The 17597-nt window shown below is 64.0% G+C and carries 16 protein-coding genes; 4 read left to right on the forward strand and 12 right to left on the reverse strand.

Annotated features, from left to right (window positions below):
* Position 1: 1 nt before the first annotated feature.
* The 7 genes from CXR25_RS16250 to CXR25_RS16280 form a co-directional block, all read right to left on the reverse strand.
* Positions 2-1888, reverse strand: coding sequence for an ABC transporter ATP-binding protein (locus CXR25_RS16250; RefSeq protein WP_125240793.1), 1887 nt, complete (start codon positions 1886-1888; stop codon positions 2-4).
* Positions 1885-3060: a glycosyltransferase family 4 protein gene (locus CXR25_RS16255; RefSeq protein ID WP_069600933.1), complete on the reverse strand. Its 1176-nt coding sequence runs from the start codon at positions 3058-3060 to the stop codon at positions 1885-1887. Before CXR25_RS16255 ends, CXR25_RS16250 begins: the two co-directional genes overlap by 4 nt.
* On the reverse strand, positions 3057-4430 hold the full coding sequence (locus CXR25_RS16260) for a glycosyltransferase (RefSeq protein WP_125240794.1): 1374 nt from the start codon (positions 4428-4430) through the stop codon (positions 3057-3059). The genes CXR25_RS16255 and CXR25_RS16260 overlap by 4 nt, the downstream gene beginning before the upstream one ends.
* A complete protein-coding gene (locus tag CXR25_RS16265; protein WP_096162034.1) occupies positions 4420-5646 on the reverse strand; it encodes a glycosyltransferase family protein in 1227 nt (408 codons plus the stop codon). The genes CXR25_RS16260 and CXR25_RS16265 overlap by 11 nt, the downstream gene beginning before the upstream one ends.
* Before the next feature lie 85 nt (positions 5647-5731).
* Positions 5732-6391, reverse strand: a complete 660-nt coding sequence (locus CXR25_RS16270) for a response regulator transcription factor (protein ID WP_009882516.1) — start codon at positions 6389-6391, stop codon at positions 5732-5734.
* On the reverse strand, positions 6388-7914 hold the full coding sequence (locus tag CXR25_RS16275) for a sensor histidine kinase (protein ID WP_226825619.1): 1527 nt from the start codon (positions 7912-7914) through the stop codon (positions 6388-6390). The genes CXR25_RS16270 and CXR25_RS16275 overlap by 4 nt, the downstream gene beginning before the upstream one ends.
* Positions 7847-8302, reverse strand: a complete 456-nt coding sequence (locus CXR25_RS16280; protein ID WP_029416821.1) for a hypothetical protein — start codon at positions 8300-8302, stop codon at positions 7847-7849. The genes CXR25_RS16275 and CXR25_RS16280 overlap by 68 nt, the downstream gene beginning before the upstream one ends.
* Positions 8303-8451: 149 nt before the next feature.
* On the opposite strand from CXR25_RS16280, the gene CXR25_RS16285 reads away from it, so the two are divergent.
* Positions 8452-9237 carry a DedA family protein gene (locus CXR25_RS16285; protein ID WP_009882520.1) on the forward strand — a complete coding sequence of 262 codons (786 nt, stop codon included), beginning with the start codon at positions 8452-8454 and terminating at the stop codon, positions 9235-9237.
* 25 nt (positions 9238-9262) lie between these two features.
* Here CXR25_RS16285 and CXR25_RS16290 read toward each other — a convergent pair whose 3' ends face one another.
* From CXR25_RS16290 to CXR25_RS16300, 3 genes are read right to left on the reverse strand one after another with little or no spacing between them, the layout of a single operon-like run.
* Entirely contained in the window at positions 9263-10105 is an 843-nt protein-coding gene (locus CXR25_RS16290) for a shikimate dehydrogenase (protein WP_009882521.1), read from the reverse strand.
* Between the two features lie 46 nt (positions 10106-10151).
* A complete protein-coding gene (aroQ, locus tag CXR25_RS16295) occupies positions 10152-10589 on the reverse strand; it encodes a type II 3-dehydroquinate dehydratase (protein WP_125240929.1) in 438 nt (145 codons plus the stop codon).
* Between the two features lie 2 nt (positions 10590-10591).
* Positions 10592-11341: an IclR family transcriptional regulator gene (locus CXR25_RS16300; protein WP_009882523.1), complete on the reverse strand. Its 750-nt coding sequence runs from the start codon at positions 11339-11341 to the stop codon at positions 10592-10594.
* A 160-nt stretch (positions 11342-11501) separates the two neighbouring features.
* Between CXR25_RS16300 and CXR25_RS16305 the strand changes: the two genes are divergently transcribed.
* From CXR25_RS16305 to CXR25_RS16315, 3 genes are all read left to right on the forward strand, one after another.
* Positions 11502-12824, forward strand: coding sequence for an MFS transporter (locus tag CXR25_RS16305; RefSeq protein WP_096146299.1), 1323 nt, complete (start codon positions 11502-11504; stop codon positions 12822-12824).
* Between the two features lie 54 nt (positions 12825-12878).
* Positions 12879-14783 carry a bifunctional sugar phosphate isomerase/epimerase/4-hydroxyphenylpyruvate dioxygenase family protein gene (locus CXR25_RS16310; RefSeq protein WP_125240795.1) on the forward strand — a complete coding sequence of 635 codons (1905 nt, stop codon included), beginning with the start codon at positions 12879-12881 and terminating at the stop codon, positions 14781-14783.
* A gap of 91 nt (positions 14784-14874) precedes the next feature.
* Entirely contained in the window at positions 14875-15189 is a 315-nt protein-coding gene (locus CXR25_RS16315; RefSeq protein ID WP_009882526.1) for a hypothetical protein, read from the forward strand.
* 114 nt (positions 15190-15303) lie between these two features.
* Here CXR25_RS16315 and gap read toward each other — a convergent pair whose 3' ends face one another.
* The gene (gene gap / locus CXR25_RS16320) at positions 15304-16299 is read right to left on the reverse strand and encodes a type I glyceraldehyde-3-phosphate dehydrogenase (protein ID WP_009882527.1); all 996 of its coding nucleotides are present in this window, start codon (positions 16297-16299) and stop codon (positions 15304-15306) included.
* A gap of 252 nt (positions 16300-16551) precedes the next feature.
* A complete protein-coding gene (locus CXR25_RS16325; RefSeq protein ID WP_096146297.1) occupies positions 16552-17589 on the reverse strand; it encodes a GlxA family transcriptional regulator in 1038 nt (345 codons plus the stop codon).
* Positions 17590-17597: the final 8 nt, after the last annotated feature.

The following is a 17597-nucleotide window of genomic DNA, read 5'->3' on the forward strand; positions in this document are numbered from 1 at the left end:
GTCACGCCCTTACCTCCTGAGGAATATTTCCCATCTGGGAATCTTCGGCCTGTGTGCGCATCCACTCGGCGACGCGTGTGCCGGGATTGCCCGCCAGCTCGCTCGGCGATCCGTCTTCGACGATCTGTCCGTCTTCGAGCCACAGCACCCGGTCGAGGCCGCGGATCATGGCCAGATCGTGAGTGATGACGATGCTGGTGCGCCCTTCGGTCAGCATGGAGACCGAGTCTGTGACCTGTCCCCGGGTCGCCGGGTCGAGGCCCGAGGTCGCTTCGTCGAAGACGACGACGGGGGCGTCGCGCACCAATGCCCTGGCGATGGCCAGGCGCTGGCGCTGCCCACCGGAGAGGGTGTCGCCGCGGTTGCCCAACACGGTGTCGTAACCGTCGGGCAGTCCTTGGATGAAATCATCGGCTGAGGCGGCACGGGCCGCGGCCTCCACCTCGGCGTCGGTGGCATCCAAGCGACCGTAGCGGATGTTCTCCCGCACGGTCGCGGCGAACAGCACCGATTCCTGCAGAAGCACGGACATGCTCGACCGCAGGGAGGCTCTGGTGACGTTGTGGGTGTCGTAGCCGTCGATGAAGATCGATCCCGATTCCGGCTGCGAGAGCCTCAGCAGGTAGCTCATCAGTGTGGATTTCCCGGCCCCTGAGGCGCCGAGGATTCCGACCTTCTGACCCGCGGGAATGAGCAGATCGAGATCATCGAACAACGGGTTTCCATGACCATCGGTCGAGGTGATGCGGTCGAAGACGACATCACCGGCAACGGGTCCCATGGTGAGCGCACCGGGGGCGTCGGCAATCTCGATCGGTTCGTCGAGGAGGTCCGCGATCCGCTCCCCCGATGCGGTGGCGCGGGCGATCCGGCCGGTGTATTTGGCCATATCGCGCAGCGGCTTCATCGCGATCTTGAGGTACATGAGGAACAGCACCAGATCGCCCGGGGACATGGCCCCACGCAGCACCTGATAGCTGCCGAAGATGAGCACGAGAGCCTGGGAGATGCCGACGAGCACATCGGTCGAGCGCTCGAGGCCGGCGGCGAGGCGACGTGCCCGCACTCCCGCCTTGAGTGCGCGTTCGTTGCCGTTGGCGAATTCGCGTGCCACTGTGCCTTCGAGACCGTAGGCCTGGACGACGCGGATGGCGCCGAGGGCCTCAGCAGCGGAGCCGACGAGCCTGCCTTCGCCCTTACGGGTCGAACGCGAAGCCGTCGTGATCTTCGGGGTCGCGATCTTCGAGAGCACCCCGTAGATCGCGGCCGTGATGAGCACGATGGCGCTGAGGATCGGGTCGAGGATGACCATGACGACGAGGAGGACGGCCAGGGTGATGACGTTGCCCACCAGCGGAAGACCGGCCGTCACCGCCACTTCCTGGAGGCGTCCGATATCGCCGACGAGGCGCTGAGAGGTGTCTCCGATCGAGGCCCGCGAGTGGTACTTCAGCGACAGGGCCTGCACATGTTCGAAGACCCGTGAGCGCAGCTGGGTCGCAACCCGGGCGCCGACGAGTGCGAAGCAGATGGTCGAGGCATAGTTCGCCACGGCCCTGCCCGCCACGATGACCGCCAGACCGATCGCGGCGGCGGCCAGGGTCATCCCGACGTTGGATCCGACGCCGATGGTCGGCCCGATCTCTGCGCCCAGGGCAGAGGTCACCGCATCAATGGCGATCTTGAGCGGCCAGGGTTCGAGGATGCGGAAGATGACGTCGCAGAACAGTGCGGCCAGTCCGCCGAGGATGAGCCACTTGTGCTGGCCCAGGTGCGGGGTGAGGATTCGCAGGGTTCGCTTCAGTGCCCCGGGCGAGATCTTCGTCCGGGACTTCTTCGACTGCGAAGCCTGCTGCGACTTCTGCTCTGGTTGCGGGGTCTGACTCATACCGGCTCCATGACGAACGGTTCCAGGATCTCCTGGCACCGGCTGGTCCACGAATGATGGGCCAGGGCTTCGGATCGGGCGGCAGCACCCATACGATGACGCACTTCGGCGTCGTCGATGAGGTTCTGCAGGGCAGCACTCAGGGCACCGGTGTCATCGGCGGGCACCAGTGTCGCGGCATCTGTGCCTTCGAGAACTGCGGGAATCGATCCCACGGCTGAAGCGACGATGGGCAGCCCTGCGGCGAGGTACTCGTAGATCTTCAGCGGTGAGAAGTAGTTCTCCCCCGCCGGGTACGGGGCCACGGCGATATCGAAGGTGCGCAGGTGCGCCGGGATCTCTTCGGGGGCCAGCGCACCGTGGAAGGTCACGCGACCGCCGAGGCGACGGGCCTTCGCCTGCTGTTGCAGAGCCTCCGATTCCGGCCCATGCCCGAGGATGTCGAGATGGAAGTTTCCCTGCAGCCCCGCGCAGGCCTCGATCAGTCGATCAGTGCCGTGCCAGGGTTTGAGGGTTCCCACGAATCCGATCCGCACCGCACGGCTGCCTGATGCGTCCCGGGCGGTCGCGGTGGGGGTGATCCGGTCCGTGTTCACACCGTTGGGGACGACCGAGACATCGCTCAGACCCGGGTAGTCCCGGTTCACCCAGCCGGCGACCGCATCACTGACGCAGACGATCCGCTCGGCTCCGACGAAGCTGTGGGCCGTGGTCCGAGCCGCGTGCTCGTCGTGGACGAGCCCACGATGCTGCTTCTGCTCAGCGAGCAGCGGTGCGTTGACCTCAAGGACCAATGGCGCGCCGAGGCGGCTGCTGATTTCGGCTCCGGCCGTGGAGAACAGCGAATACCGTTCATAGACGAGGTCAAAGCCCTGGTCGGCTCCCGCATCCGGATCGGAAACGGTGTCGACGACCATATCGGCGAGCATGTCGGACAGGCGCATGAGGGCGATCTCGCGTTGGCTTCGGTCCAGTCCGCGTGGCACCTCGAGCCGGGTGATGTCGACGTCGGCGAGGTCGGCTGGGATGTCGTCATCGGTGCGGGTGCAGAAGATGCTGACCTCGTGGCCGAGGCTCCTGAAGGTGCGGACGACTTCCTGCACGTGGACGCTCGCGCCCTTGGTGCCGAAGACTCCGATGCCCGGGTCGAGCAGAATGTAGGCGATTCTCATGACACGTACTCCAGTTCGCGGTCAGCATTCGGTGCGGCTTGGTCGGTGTTCGACGCGGCCTGATCAGCGTTTGGTGCGGCGCGGCCGGCGTTCGGTAGGGCGCGGCCGGCCTGGTCGACCAGTCCGGACAGTTCGCGGGCCTGGGCCGCCGAGTCGTGCAGCCGGCACACCAGATCTCTCGCGGCGTCGGTGATCTCTCGCACGGAATCCGGGGCTTCTCGCAGACGGCGGACCACCTCGGCGATGGCGGTGGTGATCTGTTCGGGATCGCTCCCGTCGTCGACGAGCCAGCCGGTCTCACCATCGATGATGACCTCGGGCACCGCCGTGACATTGCCGGCCACACAGGGAATTCCAGTGGCCATGCCTTCGAGCAGCACGGTCGGCAGGCCATCGGCGTTGCCGTCGGTGCCGATGACGAAGGGGGCGACGAGGAGGTCGTGGCTGACGAACATCTCGCGGACCTCGGACTGGGTCAGAGCACCGTGCATGTCGACGAGCTCGGTGAGATGCAGAGTGTCGATGAGCTCACGCAGCTCGTCCTCGAGCGGACCTGTGCCGACGAGGTCGAGGTGGCAGGGCAGGCCGCGATCGCGCAGCCGCGCAAGTGCAGTGAGCAGATGCCCGAAGCCCTTCTTCTCGACGAGGCGACCGACTGCCAGCAGCGAGGGAATCGCCTGCTCCGCGCCACTTGGCTGCTCGGCGATGGTGGGACGGTAGGGGAAACGCTCAAGTTCGAGACCGTTGCGCACGACGACGATCCGTTCGCTGAGTTCGGGTCCCAGGATGCGGTGCAGATAGCTGTGGTTGTAGTCGCTGATGGCGATGACGTGGTCGGCGCCTGCGACCTTCCGGCTCAGATCCTCGAGTTCGACGCTCTCATGGAAGATGTCCTTCGCATGTGTGGTGAACGAGTACGGAATAGCGGTCAGGGCTGAGGCGGCTCTGGCCACGGTCGTCGCCACCGAGGCGAAGTGGGCGTGGAGGTGGGTGACCTCGTGTTCGAGTGCCAAGCGGGCCACGGCCACTGCCTGGACGGCATCGTCGTGGCCGAGTTCGGCAAGGTCGCCGAGGTGGGTCTGCAGACCGGAGGCGATCTTCGGATCCTGCAGGCTGTCCTGCCAGGTCTGCCAGTAGCTACGGGCGCTCGAGGGCCGTTCGACGTGGATGACGGGCGCCTTGACCCTGGCCAGCTCCGGGTGGAAGCGGGTGTCGGTCGTGGGACGGAGGGAGAAGATGACGAGCTCTTCACCGGCGGCTTCCCTGGCGAGGATTTCGGAGACGATGAAGGTCTCAGAGAACCGGGGATACATCTTCAGCACGTAGGCCCGGCGGACGGAAGGCTTGGTGGGAGTGTGATCAGCCTGCATAGCGAATCTCCTTGATCGAAGTGATGCTGCCACGGCTTGCTGCAGCTGAGTCTGTGCCGATTGTCTCGGCGTCTGTGCCGATGAGTTCGGCTGCGAGATGTGCGATGGTCTGGAGCCCGGCGAGGTCGACATTCGAACGGTCGATCGAGTGGCCCACCCGATCTCCGAACCAGTCGTTGAGCGCGGCGACGCTCACCTCGGAGAAGGCGCAGGTGTCGACGGCTCCGACGGCAGCGAGCGCTTCTGCCCGCCGAGGCTGTTCCGCGCGATGGCTGTTGCGGGGGACGACGAGAGCTGGGGTCGCAGTCGCCATCACCTCGCTCAGAGTGTTGTAGCCGCCCATGCAGACAACGGCGCTGGCCGAGGCGATGAGACCGGGAATGTCATCGCTGTGTCGAATGACCGTCGTCTCTTTCGCTGCGGTGCGTTTGAGTGCTTCGAAGTCTGCGAAGTCCATCTGCGGGCCGGTCACGACCAGGTGGTTGTACCCTGCCGGTGGCTGTGAGCGCACGGCGATCGAGGCGAGTTCGGCGCCGTCGGAGCCGCCGCCCAGACAGGTGAGCACGAACCTTCCCGGCGTGGTTGTGGCCCGGTCATCGGGGCGTTCCATGGCCAGGTACCCGGTGCATTCGGCGATGCGGGCGAGTTCCGTCGGCACCTCGCCGGTCGTGCGAGGGTCGTAGACGTCAGGATCGCCGTAGATCCAGACCGCGTCGAAGGAGTCCGCAACAGCACCGGGGCCGCCCACGCGATTCCATTCCCGCTCGATCACCTTGGGTGAGTCGAGGACCTCGCGCAGGCCGAGGACCGTCCGGCATCCACGGGCACGAACGTGGCGAAGTGCTTCTCTGAGTTCGCCGTCGATGCCGAAGGGGTGCCGGTCAACGATGAAGAGCTCCGGGTCCTGCTGGTCGAGGATCGCCTTGATGGCGGCCTTCCGAAGCGAGCTGAGTCCCTCCATCGACGAGGCGAGCGCCCGCGGCTGGTATCCACCGGCTGCAGGAGTCACACCTGGAAGAATCACCCAGTCCCACCCTGCCGGCAGGTCGAAGCGGGTGGCTTCGGGATTGCCTGCGATCAGCAGTCCGCTCACTCGTCGACCGGTCAGTGCGGGAAGTGACTTGGCCATGGCGAAGGCCAGTGCACGGTTGCGGCGGATGTGCCCCAGGCCCAGCGAGTCGTGGGAGAACAGTGCGATTCTCAAAGTGGAATTCATAGTTCTCATCTTGTCGCGCGCAATTAAGGTGGAATTAAGATTCAGATGAGAAGACTCTTAGGGTCGAATTCGGTCGACATCGAACTCAGTCGACGCGGTAGCCGAATCCTCGCACCGTGGTGACGAAGTCGCTGCCGAGCTTCTTGCGCAGATACCCCACGTAGACATCGACGACGTTGGAGCCGGGATCGAAGTCGAATCCCCACACGTGGGACAGCAGCTGTTCTCGTGAGAGCACATTGCCGCGGTTCTGCAGCAGGATCTCTGCCAAGGACAGCTCCCGGGCGGAGAGGTCGATGATCTTGTCTGCCACCCAGACCTGGCGCTTGAGCAGGTCGATGCGCACGTCGCCGCGGACGAGTTCCGTCTGCGGTGCTTCGGTGGCGGTCTCTTTGAGCCGCAGTCTGATGCGGGCCAGCAGCTCGCCGAATCTGAACGGTTTGATCATGTAGTCCGCCGCACCGGACTCGAGCGCGAAGATCGTGTCATCGGCGTTGTCGCGTGCGGTGAGAACGAGGACCGGAAGATCGGGTCTGTCTTTGCGCAGCTGGCTGAGCACGCTGAATCCGTCGAGGCCCGGCAGGCCGATGTCGAGGACGAGCAGGTCGAAGTCTCCTGTCAGCGCCAGATCACGGCCGGTGATCCCATCGGCGGCGATCTCCGTGACGAAGCCTGCGGCTTTGAGCCCTTTGGCGATGAAGGCGGAGATCCGCGCCTCATCTTCGACAACGAGAATTCTGTTCACTGCGGTCCTTTCGGCAGGATCATTCGGAACTGGGCGCCCCTGGAGACGTGGTCGAGGACTACGGTGCCTCCGTGCGCCTCGGCGATGGCCCTGATGATGGACAGTCCGAGTCCGAAGCCGTGTCCTTCTGTCGACCCTCGACTGAATCGTTCGAAGACGTCGGCAGCGATCTCATCCGGGACTCCGCTTCCTTCATCGCGGACCCAGATGTGGACGTTGTCATCGACTACGCGGGCGCCGAAGGTGATCGACTGGTCCTCCTCGGTGTGTTCGACGGCGTTTGAGGCCAACTGAAGCAGAGCCTGCGTCAGCCGCTGTCGATCACCGGTGAGGACGATTGCCGGTGGAGTCTCGATCCGCCAATCACGCTGCCCCAGCCCTTTGGCCTTGGCCAGGGACTCGTTGAGCAGGGACGGTACGTCGACCTGTTCCGGTCGGACGAAGTCGGGGCGCCGAGATCGCGCCAGAATCAGCAGCTCCTCGACGAGTCGGGCCATCCGATCGGTTTCGTCGAGCAGCATCGTCCGGGTCTCATCGACGTCATCGACGTCGCTGGAGTCCATGGTCTCAAGATGGCCGCTGAGGATGGTCAGGGGTGTGCGGAGCTCATGGCCGACGTCGTCGAGGAAGCGCCGCTGTGTTTCGAAGGAGGCTTCGAGGCGGTCGAGCATGTCGTTGAATGTGCGTCCGAGCTCGGCGATGTCGTCATGGCCTCGTGTGGTGATTCGGCTGCTGAGATCGCCGCCGGAGATCGACTGTGCGGTCTGTCGCAACTCGGTGACCGGGGCCAGAAGCTTCCTGGCCAGCACCAACGAGATTCCCGAGATGAGCAGTGCGGCGGCCAGTGCGACGATGATGTAGATCTGCATGACGTGTGTGAGATCGGTGTGGCTGGCGGTGACGTTGTGGACGACGACGAACGACCCCGGGCCGTTGGCAGTACCCGAGTTGGTTCCGCCAGCCGAGTCGCCAGCGGATGCATTCCCAGCGGGCGCGTTTCCACCGGGCCCGGAAGTGATCGGCAGTACGTAGCCCTCGTATTCATCGCCGTCGATCGTCAGTTTGATCTCCCCGCCGTCAGCGGACACTCCGGCCACGGCCTCCTCGAACTCCTGGGAACGATTCACCGCGGAGTTCGGGTCTCCTTGGTAGAGGACGCGACCATCGGTGAGGAAGGCGAAGAGGGTTTCGTCCTCGTCCGGCCGATTCTGGGCGAGGAACTGGGTGAGGATCTGATCGACGGAGGTGAAGCGCTCCCCTGTTTCGGGATCGACACCGTTCTGGGCGAAGGAGCGCATCTCTGCGATCTCCTGAGTCATGGAGGCAGAGTTCCGCCCCTCGACGTTGTTCGCTTCGACGGTATAGAGGACGAGTCCGACAACGGTGAGTGCGAGTACGGAGAGAATGGCGACCGCGATCGTCAGTCGGTTCTGAACGGTCATCCTGATGCGACGCTCAGTCGTCGTCATCATCGCCATCATCATCGTCGTCGCCGTCGTCGCCGTCGTCGTCGCCGTCATCATCGTCGTCGTCATCGCCGCCGGAGCCGCCGCCGTCGGAGTTGGCGGAGGCAGCGGGCACTTCGCGCGGCGGGTTGGGCACCGGCTCATAGGAATGTTCGAGTTCCTCGGGCCCGGACGAGTCGTCGGAAGAATTCGAGGACTGACTCGAGTCGGTGGGCTGATCGGCAGAGCCGTCTGCTGACTCGGTTGCGTCGGCCGATTCGGTCGCACCTGCGGATTCGGATCCATCGGCGCTCGCGGGCGCCGAGGTCTCTGGGGTGACTTCGACCGGGGTGAGATCTGGTGGCTCCGGCTGAGCAGAGGTCCTGACGATGATGACTGCAACCAAAGCGAGCACGACAACCAGACCAGCGATCACGCCGCCCAGAATCTTCGATCGTCCTTCCACGCTCTCAACACTGCCCAAGGCCGGAAGGTTTGTCGAGCGATCCGCGATGAGAGTCTTCTTAGACCAGGTCAACCGCGCACTGCCAGGGATCGTCGGAGTCCCTGTGATACCGTGAGCGCCGACCGCACAGCCCCAGGCAGGAGCCCCTGATGAGTGAGAACCGTCTGCCCGATGACGAGGCCCGGTTCGAGGAATCCGAAAGCAGTGACTCTCATCACGACGGCCCGACCGAGGCCCCCAAAGAGAGCACTGACTCCTCCGACGAGAGCCCCTGGGCCGCGATCAAACCGTGGAAGGGTAAGGCCGCGCGTCTGGACAAGGTGCTGCTCTTCCTCATCATCGGCGTCCCACTCGTCTACCTGGGACTCATGCCGCTGCGTCCTTGGATGCTGGTCAACGCCCCGGTCCTGCAGGAATTCATCAACGGCGCCAAGACCGCTGTCGTTGCCGCAGGTGCCTACGCCCGCGTCGGTGAGATTCCGCTGTGGCTCGTCATCGTTGCCGGATTCATCGGAATGGCGAAACTCGACTGGGCCTTCTGGTTGGCCGGCCGACGCTGGGGCGACGGAATTCTACGGCTCTTCGCCCAAAACGAGCGACAGATCAAACGCATCGAATCCCTCAAGCGGATCCCGAACTGGGCGCTCTTCCTCATGACCATCGTCTCGCGCTGCCCGGGAGTACCGGGAACTCTCGTCTACCTCGTCGCCGGCTGGACACGGATGCGGTTATCGCTGTTCCTCATCGCCGACCTCCTGGGCTGCCTGATCTTCACTCTCATCTGGACGACCTTGGGCTATCAGCTGGGCGAAGCCGCCGTCGATATCCTCAAGGTCGTCGACAAGTACGCGCTGTGGCTGACCTTGGCGATCATCGTCGGCATCTTCGTCATCACCTATATCCGGGAGTACCGGAAGCAGAAGAACGCTCAGTGAGCTCCCACTTCACACGTCGGTGAGCTCAGGCTCCGAAGGACAGGAAGGTCTCGCGCATTCGAGTCGGATCGGCCTTGCGTCCGCTGAAGAGTTCGAAGGCGTCGATTGCCTGATTGACGGCCATCCCTGAACCGTCGAGGGTCCGGCACCCTTTGGCCTTGGCCTCCCTGAGCAGCTGCGTTTCGAGTGGGAAGTACACGACGTCGGCGACCCAGGTCTGCGAATCCAGCAGGTCCGTGTCGAAGGGCGTCCCCGGAAAGGCCGCCATTCCGACCGGGGTGGCGTTGACGATTCCGTCCGCCGAGGTGATGGCCGGTTCCAGCTCCGACATCGAGATTGCGCGGACGTCGTCCCCGATCTCGGCGGCCAGGTCCTGTGCCCGCTCGGCGCTGATGTCGGCGATGACGAGGTCCTTGACACCCGACTCAGACAGGGCGAAGGCGACGGCACGGCCCGCTCCGCCGGCACCGATCTGCACCACGCGGTCCCGTGCCGCACCCTCGAGCCCGGCTTCGAAACCTCGCGCAAACCCGGTGACATCGGTGTTGTGACCCGTCGTGCGCCCGGCTTCGTCGATGACGACCGTGTTGACCGAGCCGATGCGGCGAGCGCCGGGGTCGACCTCGTCGAGTAGCTCGATGACCTGCTGCTTGAAGGGGTGGGTGATGTTGAGGCCGTCGAAGCCGAGGTGCACGGCCGATGTCAGCAGCTCAGCCAACGGCACAGAGGTCAGTCGCTCCTCGGCGATGTCGATCGTGCGGTAGATCGTGGTCAGATCGTGCGCGATGCCTTCGTTCTCGTGCATGCGCGGGGTGCGGGAGGCGGAAATGCCTTCGCCGATGAGTCCCAGGAGCAGTGACCGGGTCATAGTCTCACTTTCGTGTGGTGCGTGTTCACGTGGTGCGTGCGGTGTTTCAGGTGTCGAGCTTGTCGGCCAGGATTTCCATCGCGTGCACATACCCCTTGGCTCCGGCACCGGCGATCACCGCTGCGGCAACGGGTGAGAGGTAGGAGTGGTGACGGAATGATTCGCGGGCATGCGGGTTGCTCAGGTGCACTTCGATGATCGGATGGTCATAGGATTTGAGCGCATCGTGGAGTGCCAGAGACGTGTGCGTATAGGCGCCGGCGTTGATGATGGCACCCACTGTGGTCTCTCGGGCCTCGTGCACGGCATCGATGAGGTCGCCCTCGTGGTTGCTCTGGATGCAACGGACGCTCAGTCCAGCCTCGGCGGCGCTTGCGGTGCACATGTCCTCGATGTCGGCCAGTGTGGTGTGGCCATAGATTTCGGGTTCGCGGACGCCGAGGAGGTTGAGGTTGGGTCCGTTGAGGACGATAACGGTCTGCATGGTCACCTGGGCAATCTGGCGGCGATCGCGGCCGCCGTCTCGGTCAGCTGGGGAACGAATTCGATGAGTTCGTCAAGGGTTCGGCGGAACACCGGTGCGGCCAATGCGAGGGCGGCCAGCAGCCGTCCGTCGAGGTCGAAGACGGGGACTGCCAGGGCGTTCATGCCGATGTCGTTTTCCTCGGACTGTCCCGCCCAGCCGGTGGTGCGGATCTGTTCGAGCTTGGTTCGCAGCTGTGCGGGATCGGTGATGGAGTTCGGGGTCCGCGGCTCCAATTCGAGCTTGCCGATCGTGTCATCGCTGTTCGGGTCGTGGGCGAGCAGCGCCTGCCCCAGCGCCGAGGTGTGCAGCGGAGAGTCGTCACCGGGATCCGTCGTGGTCCGAAACTGCGGACCGTCGACCGTGATCACCGTGAGCGCAGCATTGCCACGACGGACGGAAAGGATGCTTGACTCCCCCGTGGACGCCGTCAGCGCCTGGAGCAGGTCCTTGGAGGATCCGGCGAAACCACGACGATGAGCCACCTTCTGCCCGAGACGGAAGACTTCCAGTCCCAGGGTGTAGGCCTTGGTGGAGGGATCGTAGTCGGCGTATCCGGATTCGACGAGGCCGCCGAGCAGCCTATAGGCGGTGCTGAAGGGATGGCCGGTGAGCTCCGCGGCCCTGGCGGCACTGATGCCCTCCGCGTGATCGCCGAGGAGCTCGAGCATATCGAAGGCCTTGGTCACGGAGTTGGATCCCTTTGCCGGCATTCTTCGCCTCCTTGCTTCGACTGCTTGGTTCGACTGAGTGAACTGAACGTGGCTCGTTTACGTGAACTGAACGTTGACAGACTATGTCATCTCGATCGCACTGTAAACCACACTGTAACAACGACTTCCATATTATGGCAATAGAGAGATGCGAGGAAGCATGATCAACGCGACCGAAGACGCTCGTCCCGCCAAGACCCCGTTCCGGGCGGCGCTGTCGAGCTGGACGGGTTCGGCTCTCGAGTACTACGACTTCGCGGTCTACGGAACCGCCGCGGCACTGGTGCTCAATTTCCTGTTCTTCCCGGACACAACCGCTCCGGGCATGGCCATCCTTCTGGCGATGGGCACAGTCGGCGTCGCATATGTGGTTCGTCCGCTGGGCGCGCTGATCATGGGACCCCTGGGCGATCGCTACGGACGGAAGTTCGTCCTCATGCTCACCCTGTTCCTCATGGGGTTCTCGACCTTCGTCGTCGGCTGCCTGCCCACCTTCGACCAGGTCGGATACCTCGCGCCGGCACTTCTGGTGCTGTGTCGCGTGATCCAGGGACTCTCCGCTGCCGGTGAACAGGCGAGCGCGATCAGCGTCTCCCTCGAACACTCCCAGGAGACTAAGCGCGCCTGGACGACGAGCTGGACGCTGCACGGCACGCAGTTCGGCACCCTCCTGGCCACCGCGGTCTTCATCCCCTTCACTGCATTCCTCCCAGAGGAGGCGCTATTCAGCTGGGGCTGGCGCGTACCCTTCTGGCTCTCGGCACTTGTGGTGCTCACCGCTTGGCTGATTCGCCGGGGCCTCGACGAGCCACCTGCGTTCAAGGAGGCCCGCAATCAGAATCCTCCGCTGCTGGCCGTCTTCCGCTGGCACAAGGCCGCAGTCCTACGTGTTGCCTCGTGCGCCATGGTCAACACCGTGAACATGGTCTTCACCGTCTGGTCGCTGTCGTTCGCCACCTCGATCGTCGGCCTCGAACGATCGACCATGCTGCTGGTGTCGGTCATCGCCAACGGCGTGGCTCTGTTCGCCATCCCTCTGGCCGCGATCCTCTCCGACCGCATCGGCCGCAAGCCCGTCTTCATCACCGGAGCCCTGGGTGCCGGACTGATGATGTTCCCCTACCTGGCAGCGGTCTCGAGCGGAAACTGGACCCTCATCTTCATCTGCGGTGCGATCATGTCCGGTTGCGCCTATTCGATGGCCAACTCGATCTGGCCCTCGTTCTACGCGGAGATGTTCCCCACCACGGTGCGCGTCACCGGGCTGGCCCTGGGCACGCAGATCGGCTTCGCCGTCTCCGGCGGACTCGCTCCGGTGCTGGCTTCGGCCGTTGCCGGTGCCTCGGGAGAGAATTGGATCTCGGTCGCCGGGTTCACCGCCGGTGTCTGTGTCTTCACGGCGCTAGCCGCCATGACGGCGAAGGAGACCAAGGCGCTCAGCCTCGAAGAGATCGACACAGTGCACGAGGCACGCTCACGCTGAGGAGCATGCCGGTGACGAAGAATTGCCCGTGACGAGAAGTAAGGAAGGACGTCCATGCGAACGTCGATAGCAACAGTGTGCCTGTCAGGAACCCTGGAGGAGAAGCTTCGGGCCGCAGCACGGGCCGGCTTCGACGGAGTCGAGATCTTCGAACAGGACCTCGTCGTCTCCCCCGACTCCCCTGAGGCCATCGCGAAGCTGGCTGGCGAGCTGGGCATCAGCCTCGATCTGTATCAGCCCTTCCGGGATCTCGAGGGCGTCGAGGAAGCACAGTTTCAGAAGAACCTGAAGCGTGCGGAGACGAAATTCCAGCTCATGGCTCGACTCGGGATCGACACCATTCTGCTGTGTTCGAACGTCGGGACAGCCACCATCTCCGATGACGGCGTGGTCGTCGAACAGCTGCGTCGCCTCGGCGATCTTGCTGACTCCTACGGGGTCAACGTCGCCTATGAGGCCCTGGCGTGGGGTCGGTTCGTCTCCGAATACGACCATGCCTGGGATCTGGTGAAGGCCGCCGACCACCCACGGATCGGCACCTGCCTCGACAGCTTCCACATCCTCTCGCGCAACACAGATCTGAGCCGCATCGCGGAGATCCCAGGCGAGAAGATCTTCTTCCTCCAGCTCGCCGATGCACCCGCACTGACCATGGATGTCCTCAGCTGGTCCCGCCACCACCGGGTCTTCCCCGGCGAGGGCGCCTGGGATCTCAGCGACTTCCTGACCAGGATCGCGGCCACGGGCTACGCCGGACCAGTGTCGCTTGAGGTCTTCAACGACTCGTTCCGCCAGAGCGACACCAACCGCACCGCCGTCGACGGCCTGCGCTCCCTGCGCTGGCTCGAGGCCAGCATCGCCGATACACCCGGGAAGGCGGCTGAGTCTCAGCAGTCTGCTGGATCTGCCGGCCCGGGATCGGCACTGGATCTGCAGCCCCTGCCAGAGGTGGAGGAGCCGCGGGGCATCAACTATGTCGAGCTGAGCACCGACGACCTCGGCACCCTGACTCGCCAGATGCACCAGCTCGGGTTCCAGTTCATCGGCTACCACCGCAGCAAACCCCACGTGCAGCTGTGGCTGCGGGGGCAGGCCCGGATCATCGTCAGCGAGGTGACCGAGGAAGCGGGCACCACCTCGGCGCCGGTGAACGGCACGTTCCTGCGCGGAATCGGATTCGAAGTCACCGACTCTCAGTCGGCCATGGACCGCGCCGCGCTCCTGCACGCTGAGGAAGTGCCGCGCGATCAGGCGCACGACGACGAGGTGCTGCGCGGAGTCTTCGCCCCCGACGGCTCCGAGGTCTTCTTCCACCAGTTCGACGCGGCGACGCCGGCGTGGATCAAGGAGTTCGGGCACGATCACGACGAACAGGTCTCCCACATCGACCATGTGAACCTGGCCCAGCCGTCGAACCACTACGACGAGGCTGTCCTGTTCTACACCTCGCTGCTGGCGCTTCACGCCCAGTCCTCACAGGACGTGCCGAGCCCATCAGGCCTGGTCAGGTCGCAGGTCATGTCGAGCACCGACGGTTCGGTTCGGATGCCGCTCAACGTCTCACCGCAGCCGAATGCCGAAGCCGTCGCGGGTCGTGGAATCGGCTCGGTCGTCGAGGCCTACCCGGAGCACGTGGCCGTGGCCTGCGAGGACATCTTCCAGGCCGCCGCGACTGCGCTCTCCCGCGGACTCGACTTCCTCCCTGTGCCCCAGAACTACTATGAGGACCTCGACTCCCGGTTCGATCTCGACCTGGAATTCCTGCAGCGGCTGCAGGAGAACCACGTCCTCTACGATTGGGACGAACACGGTGAGTTCCCGCACTTCTACACGTCGACGATCGGTTCCGTGTTCTTCGAGATGATCGAACGCCGAGGTGACTACCTCGGATTCGGCGCTCCCGACGCTCCGGTCCGGTTGGCCGCACAGCATCGGAAGAACTCACAGCGGGGCGCATGACAGCGGTGACGATCAGCGCAGCCAACGTTGAAGTCAGTGCAGAAGAGGTGGAATCTGGCAGGTTCCGGAATCTTCTGGCAAGGTATTGCTCATGAGCAATGAACAGATCTTCGACGGGCCGTTGGCTCGTGCCGCCCGCGCCCTGGTTCGCGTGTCCGTGAAGGACGTTGCGTCCAAAGCTGATGTGAAGAAGTCCGAACTCAGAGACTTCGAAAAGGGACGCGATGACCTCACCGAACTCCAGGAGCACCGCATTCGCGAAGCCCTCGAAGAATTCGGAGCCAAGTTCGTCCACGATGAATCACAAGGCGGCTACGGCGTCCGCTTGAAGTTCAATCGCGCCAAGGTTCGCGCCATCGAACGCTGGGAAGACGAAGGCGGAACCGCCGCCGAAGACGACGTCTGAGACCACCCAAGCAGACGAGAAGCTGCCCCGACCGTGCGATGTGCGCGGTCGGGGCAGCTTCTCGTCTCACTGGACACTCAGCTGATGAGTCAGCCTGGAGAGTCGCTTGGAGGGTCAGCCTTCGGCGATGAGCTCCAGGTTGTCGACGACACGGTTGGAGAAGCCCCATTCGTTGTCGTACCAGGCGACGACCTTGACCATCTTGCCCTCGACGCGAGTCAGCGCGGAATCGAAGATCGAGGATGCGGCCTGGCCGACGATGTCGCTGGAAACAATAGGTTCGGTCTCGTACTCGAGGATGCCCTTGAGCTCTCCGTCGGCAGCCGTGCGGTAGGCCTCAAGCACCTCGTCGCGGGTGACCTCACGGGACACGATGGTGTTGATCTCGACGATGGAGCCGACCGGCACGGGCACGCGCAAGGCATCGCCGCTGAGCTTGCCGTCAAGCTGCGGAAGCACCAGGCCGATGGCCTTGGCGGCCCCTGTCGATGTCGGGATGATGTTCTCTGCTGCGGCTCGGGCACGACGGGGATCCTTGTGCGGTCCGTCCTGGACCATCTGGTCGCCGGTGTAGGCGTGGACCGTGGTCATGAAGCCCTGTTCGATGCCGGCCAGGTCGTCGAGGACCTTCGCCAGCGGAGCCAGAGCATTCGTGGTGCATGAGGCGTTGGAGATGATGGTGTGTTCGGGCTTGTAGGCCTCGGTGTTCACGCCATAGGCCAGCGTGACGTCTGCACCCTTCGAAGGGGCACTGACGAGGACCTTCTTCGCACCGGCAGTGATGTGAGCCTGTGCCTTCTCAGCCTTGGTGAAGCGGCCCGTGGATTCGAGGACCACGTCGACGTCCAATTCTTTCCAAGGGAGATTTTCCGGGTTCTTCTCGGCGAGGATTGCGATCGACTTTCCGTCGATGATGAGCTTGTCGTCGGCGACCTCGACAGGGAATCCGAAGCGACCGAGCGTAGTGTCGAACTTGAGCAGCCTCGCCAGGTCCTCGATGGGGCCGAGGTCATTGATGGCGACGACCTCCAAGTCACTGCCGCGTTCAAACAGCGCGCGCAGGGTGCTGCGTCCGATACGACCGAAACCGTTGATGGCGATGCGAGTCAATGTCACTCCTTGCGAGGGGTTCTCCTTGTGGGTACATCTCAATAGTCTCGCGTTCAGACGAACCGCAACAGTGGCCAGCGAGACATTCTACGCAAGGTTCTAGCCAGATGTATTGCCAGATGTCGCAAGTTTCTGGCCAACGGTTTCACAGTGTTTCTGCAACGCCTCCGCAAGGGTGAAAACGGGGTGAGGATTCGCGTGAAAGTGCGTGGTGAATCGCGGGTGAGAGTGCAGGTGGGAACGGGGAACTTCTCAGCCGGAGAACGTGTGCCGGTATTCGTTGGGAGACGTCGAGAGGATGCGCTGGAAGTGCATGCGCAGGTTCGCACCGGTACCGAGTCCTACCTGGTCAGCGATCTGCTCGATGCCGAGATCACTGTTCTCGAGGAGTTCCCTGGCCAGGTCGACGCGGGCCCGCAGCACCCACTGCATCGGGGTGTAGCCGGTGTCATCGACGAAGCGCCGTGAGAATGTACGCACGGAGACCCCTGCATTGGCCGCGAGATCTGTCAGCGTCAGTGATTCACCGAGGTGCTGCAGCGCCCATTCGCGGGTGTCCGCGAAGACCTCACCAAGAGGGTCCGGCACGCTGCGCGGCACATACTGGGCCTGGCCTGCACTGCGGTAGGCAGCTGCGACGAGCCTGCGTGCGACCTGGTTGGACAGGCCAACGCCATGGTCGCGGCGGATGAGGTGGAGACAGAGATCAATCGCCGAGGCTGCACCTGCCGAGGTCAGCAGCTCACCTTCATCGATGAACAGAACATTCTCGTCGACCTCGATCGAGGGATAGCGTCGGGCGAGTTCCTTCGCAGTCGACCAGTGGGTCGTGGCTCGTCTGCCGGCGAGCAGACCGGTGCGCGCGAGGACGAAGGTGCCCGTCGAGATCGCGGCGATTCGGGAGCCGCGTTCGAACGCCGATAGCAGAGCCCCGACGACGGCAGCCGATGGTTCGTCGTCGACGACCGAGGTGGCTCCGGGGATGATGATCGTCTCTGCCGACTCCAAGGCGTCCAGGCCGACATCGACGCTGTAGGAGAGTCCGTCGGCCCCGGTGATCACCCCGGCTGCGGCCCCGCAGACCTCGACCGAGTACGGCCAGGTTCCGCCCGGAAGGATGCCGCCCGGGTGGACCGAGTCGGTGGCGCTGACCGCATTGGAGCCGCGGCCGAAGACCTGGACTGGGACGCCGAGGTCGATGGCAGACACCCCGTCCAGAGCCAGCACGAGAATGCGGTGCGGCTGCGAACGGGGTGTTCTGCGCAGAGGTGTTCGGGAGTCATCAGTCATGATTGCTC

This window comes from Brevibacterium aurantiacum (assembly GCF_003932995.1).
Taxonomy (GTDB): Bacteria; Actinomycetota; Actinomycetes; order Actinomycetales; family Brevibacteriaceae; genus Brevibacterium; species Brevibacterium aurantiacum.

What these genes read in the sequence shown, in the direction of transcription:
- CXR25_RS16250 (WP_125240793.1), bottom strand. Translation starts at nt 1,888, where the DNA reads ATGAGTCAGACCCCGCAACCAGAGCAGAAGTCGCAGCAGGCTTCGCAG.
- CXR25_RS16255 (WP_069600933.1), bottom strand. Translation starts at nt 3,060, where the DNA reads ATGAGAATCGCCTACATTCTGCTCGACCCGGGCATCGGAGTCTTCGGC.
- CXR25_RS16260 (WP_125240794.1), bottom strand. Translation starts at nt 4,430, where the DNA reads ATGCAGGCTGATCACACTCCCACCAAGCCTTCCGTCCGCCGGGCCTAC.
- CXR25_RS16265 (WP_096162034.1), bottom strand. Translation starts at nt 5,646, where the DNA reads ATGAATTCCACTTTGAGAATCGCACTGTTCTCCCACGACTCGCTGGGC.
- CXR25_RS16275 (WP_226825619.1), bottom strand. Translation starts at nt 7,914, where the DNA reads ATGATGACGGCGACGACGACGGCGACGACGGCGACGACGATGATGATG.
- CXR25_RS16285 (WP_009882520.1), top strand. Translation starts at nt 8,452, where the DNA reads ATGAGTGAGAACCGTCTGCCCGATGACGAGGCCCGGTTCGAGGAATCC.
- CXR25_RS16290 (WP_009882521.1), bottom strand. Translation starts at nt 10,105, where the DNA reads ATGACCCGGTCACTGCTCCTGGGACTCATCGGCGAAGGCATTTCCGCC.
- aroQ (WP_125240929.1), bottom strand. Translation starts at nt 10,589, where the DNA reads ATGCAGACCGTTATCGTCCTCAACGGACCCAACCTCAACCTCCTCGGC.
- CXR25_RS16300 (WP_009882523.1), bottom strand. Translation starts at nt 11,341, where the DNA reads ATGCCGGCAAAGGGATCCAACTCCGTGACCAAGGCCTTCGATATGCTC.
- CXR25_RS16305 (WP_096146299.1), top strand. Translation starts at nt 11,502, where the DNA reads ATGATCAACGCGACCGAAGACGCTCGTCCCGCCAAGACCCCGTTCCGG.
- CXR25_RS16310 (WP_125240795.1), top strand. Translation starts at nt 12,879, where the DNA reads ATGCGAACGTCGATAGCAACAGTGTGCCTGTCAGGAACCCTGGAGGAG.
- CXR25_RS16315 (WP_009882526.1), top strand. Translation starts at nt 14,875, where the DNA reads ATGAGCAATGAACAGATCTTCGACGGGCCGTTGGCTCGTGCCGCCCGC.
- CXR25_RS16325 (WP_096146297.1), bottom strand. Translation starts at nt 17,589, where the DNA reads ATGACTGATGACTCCCGAACACCTCTGCGCAGAACACCCCGTTCGCAG.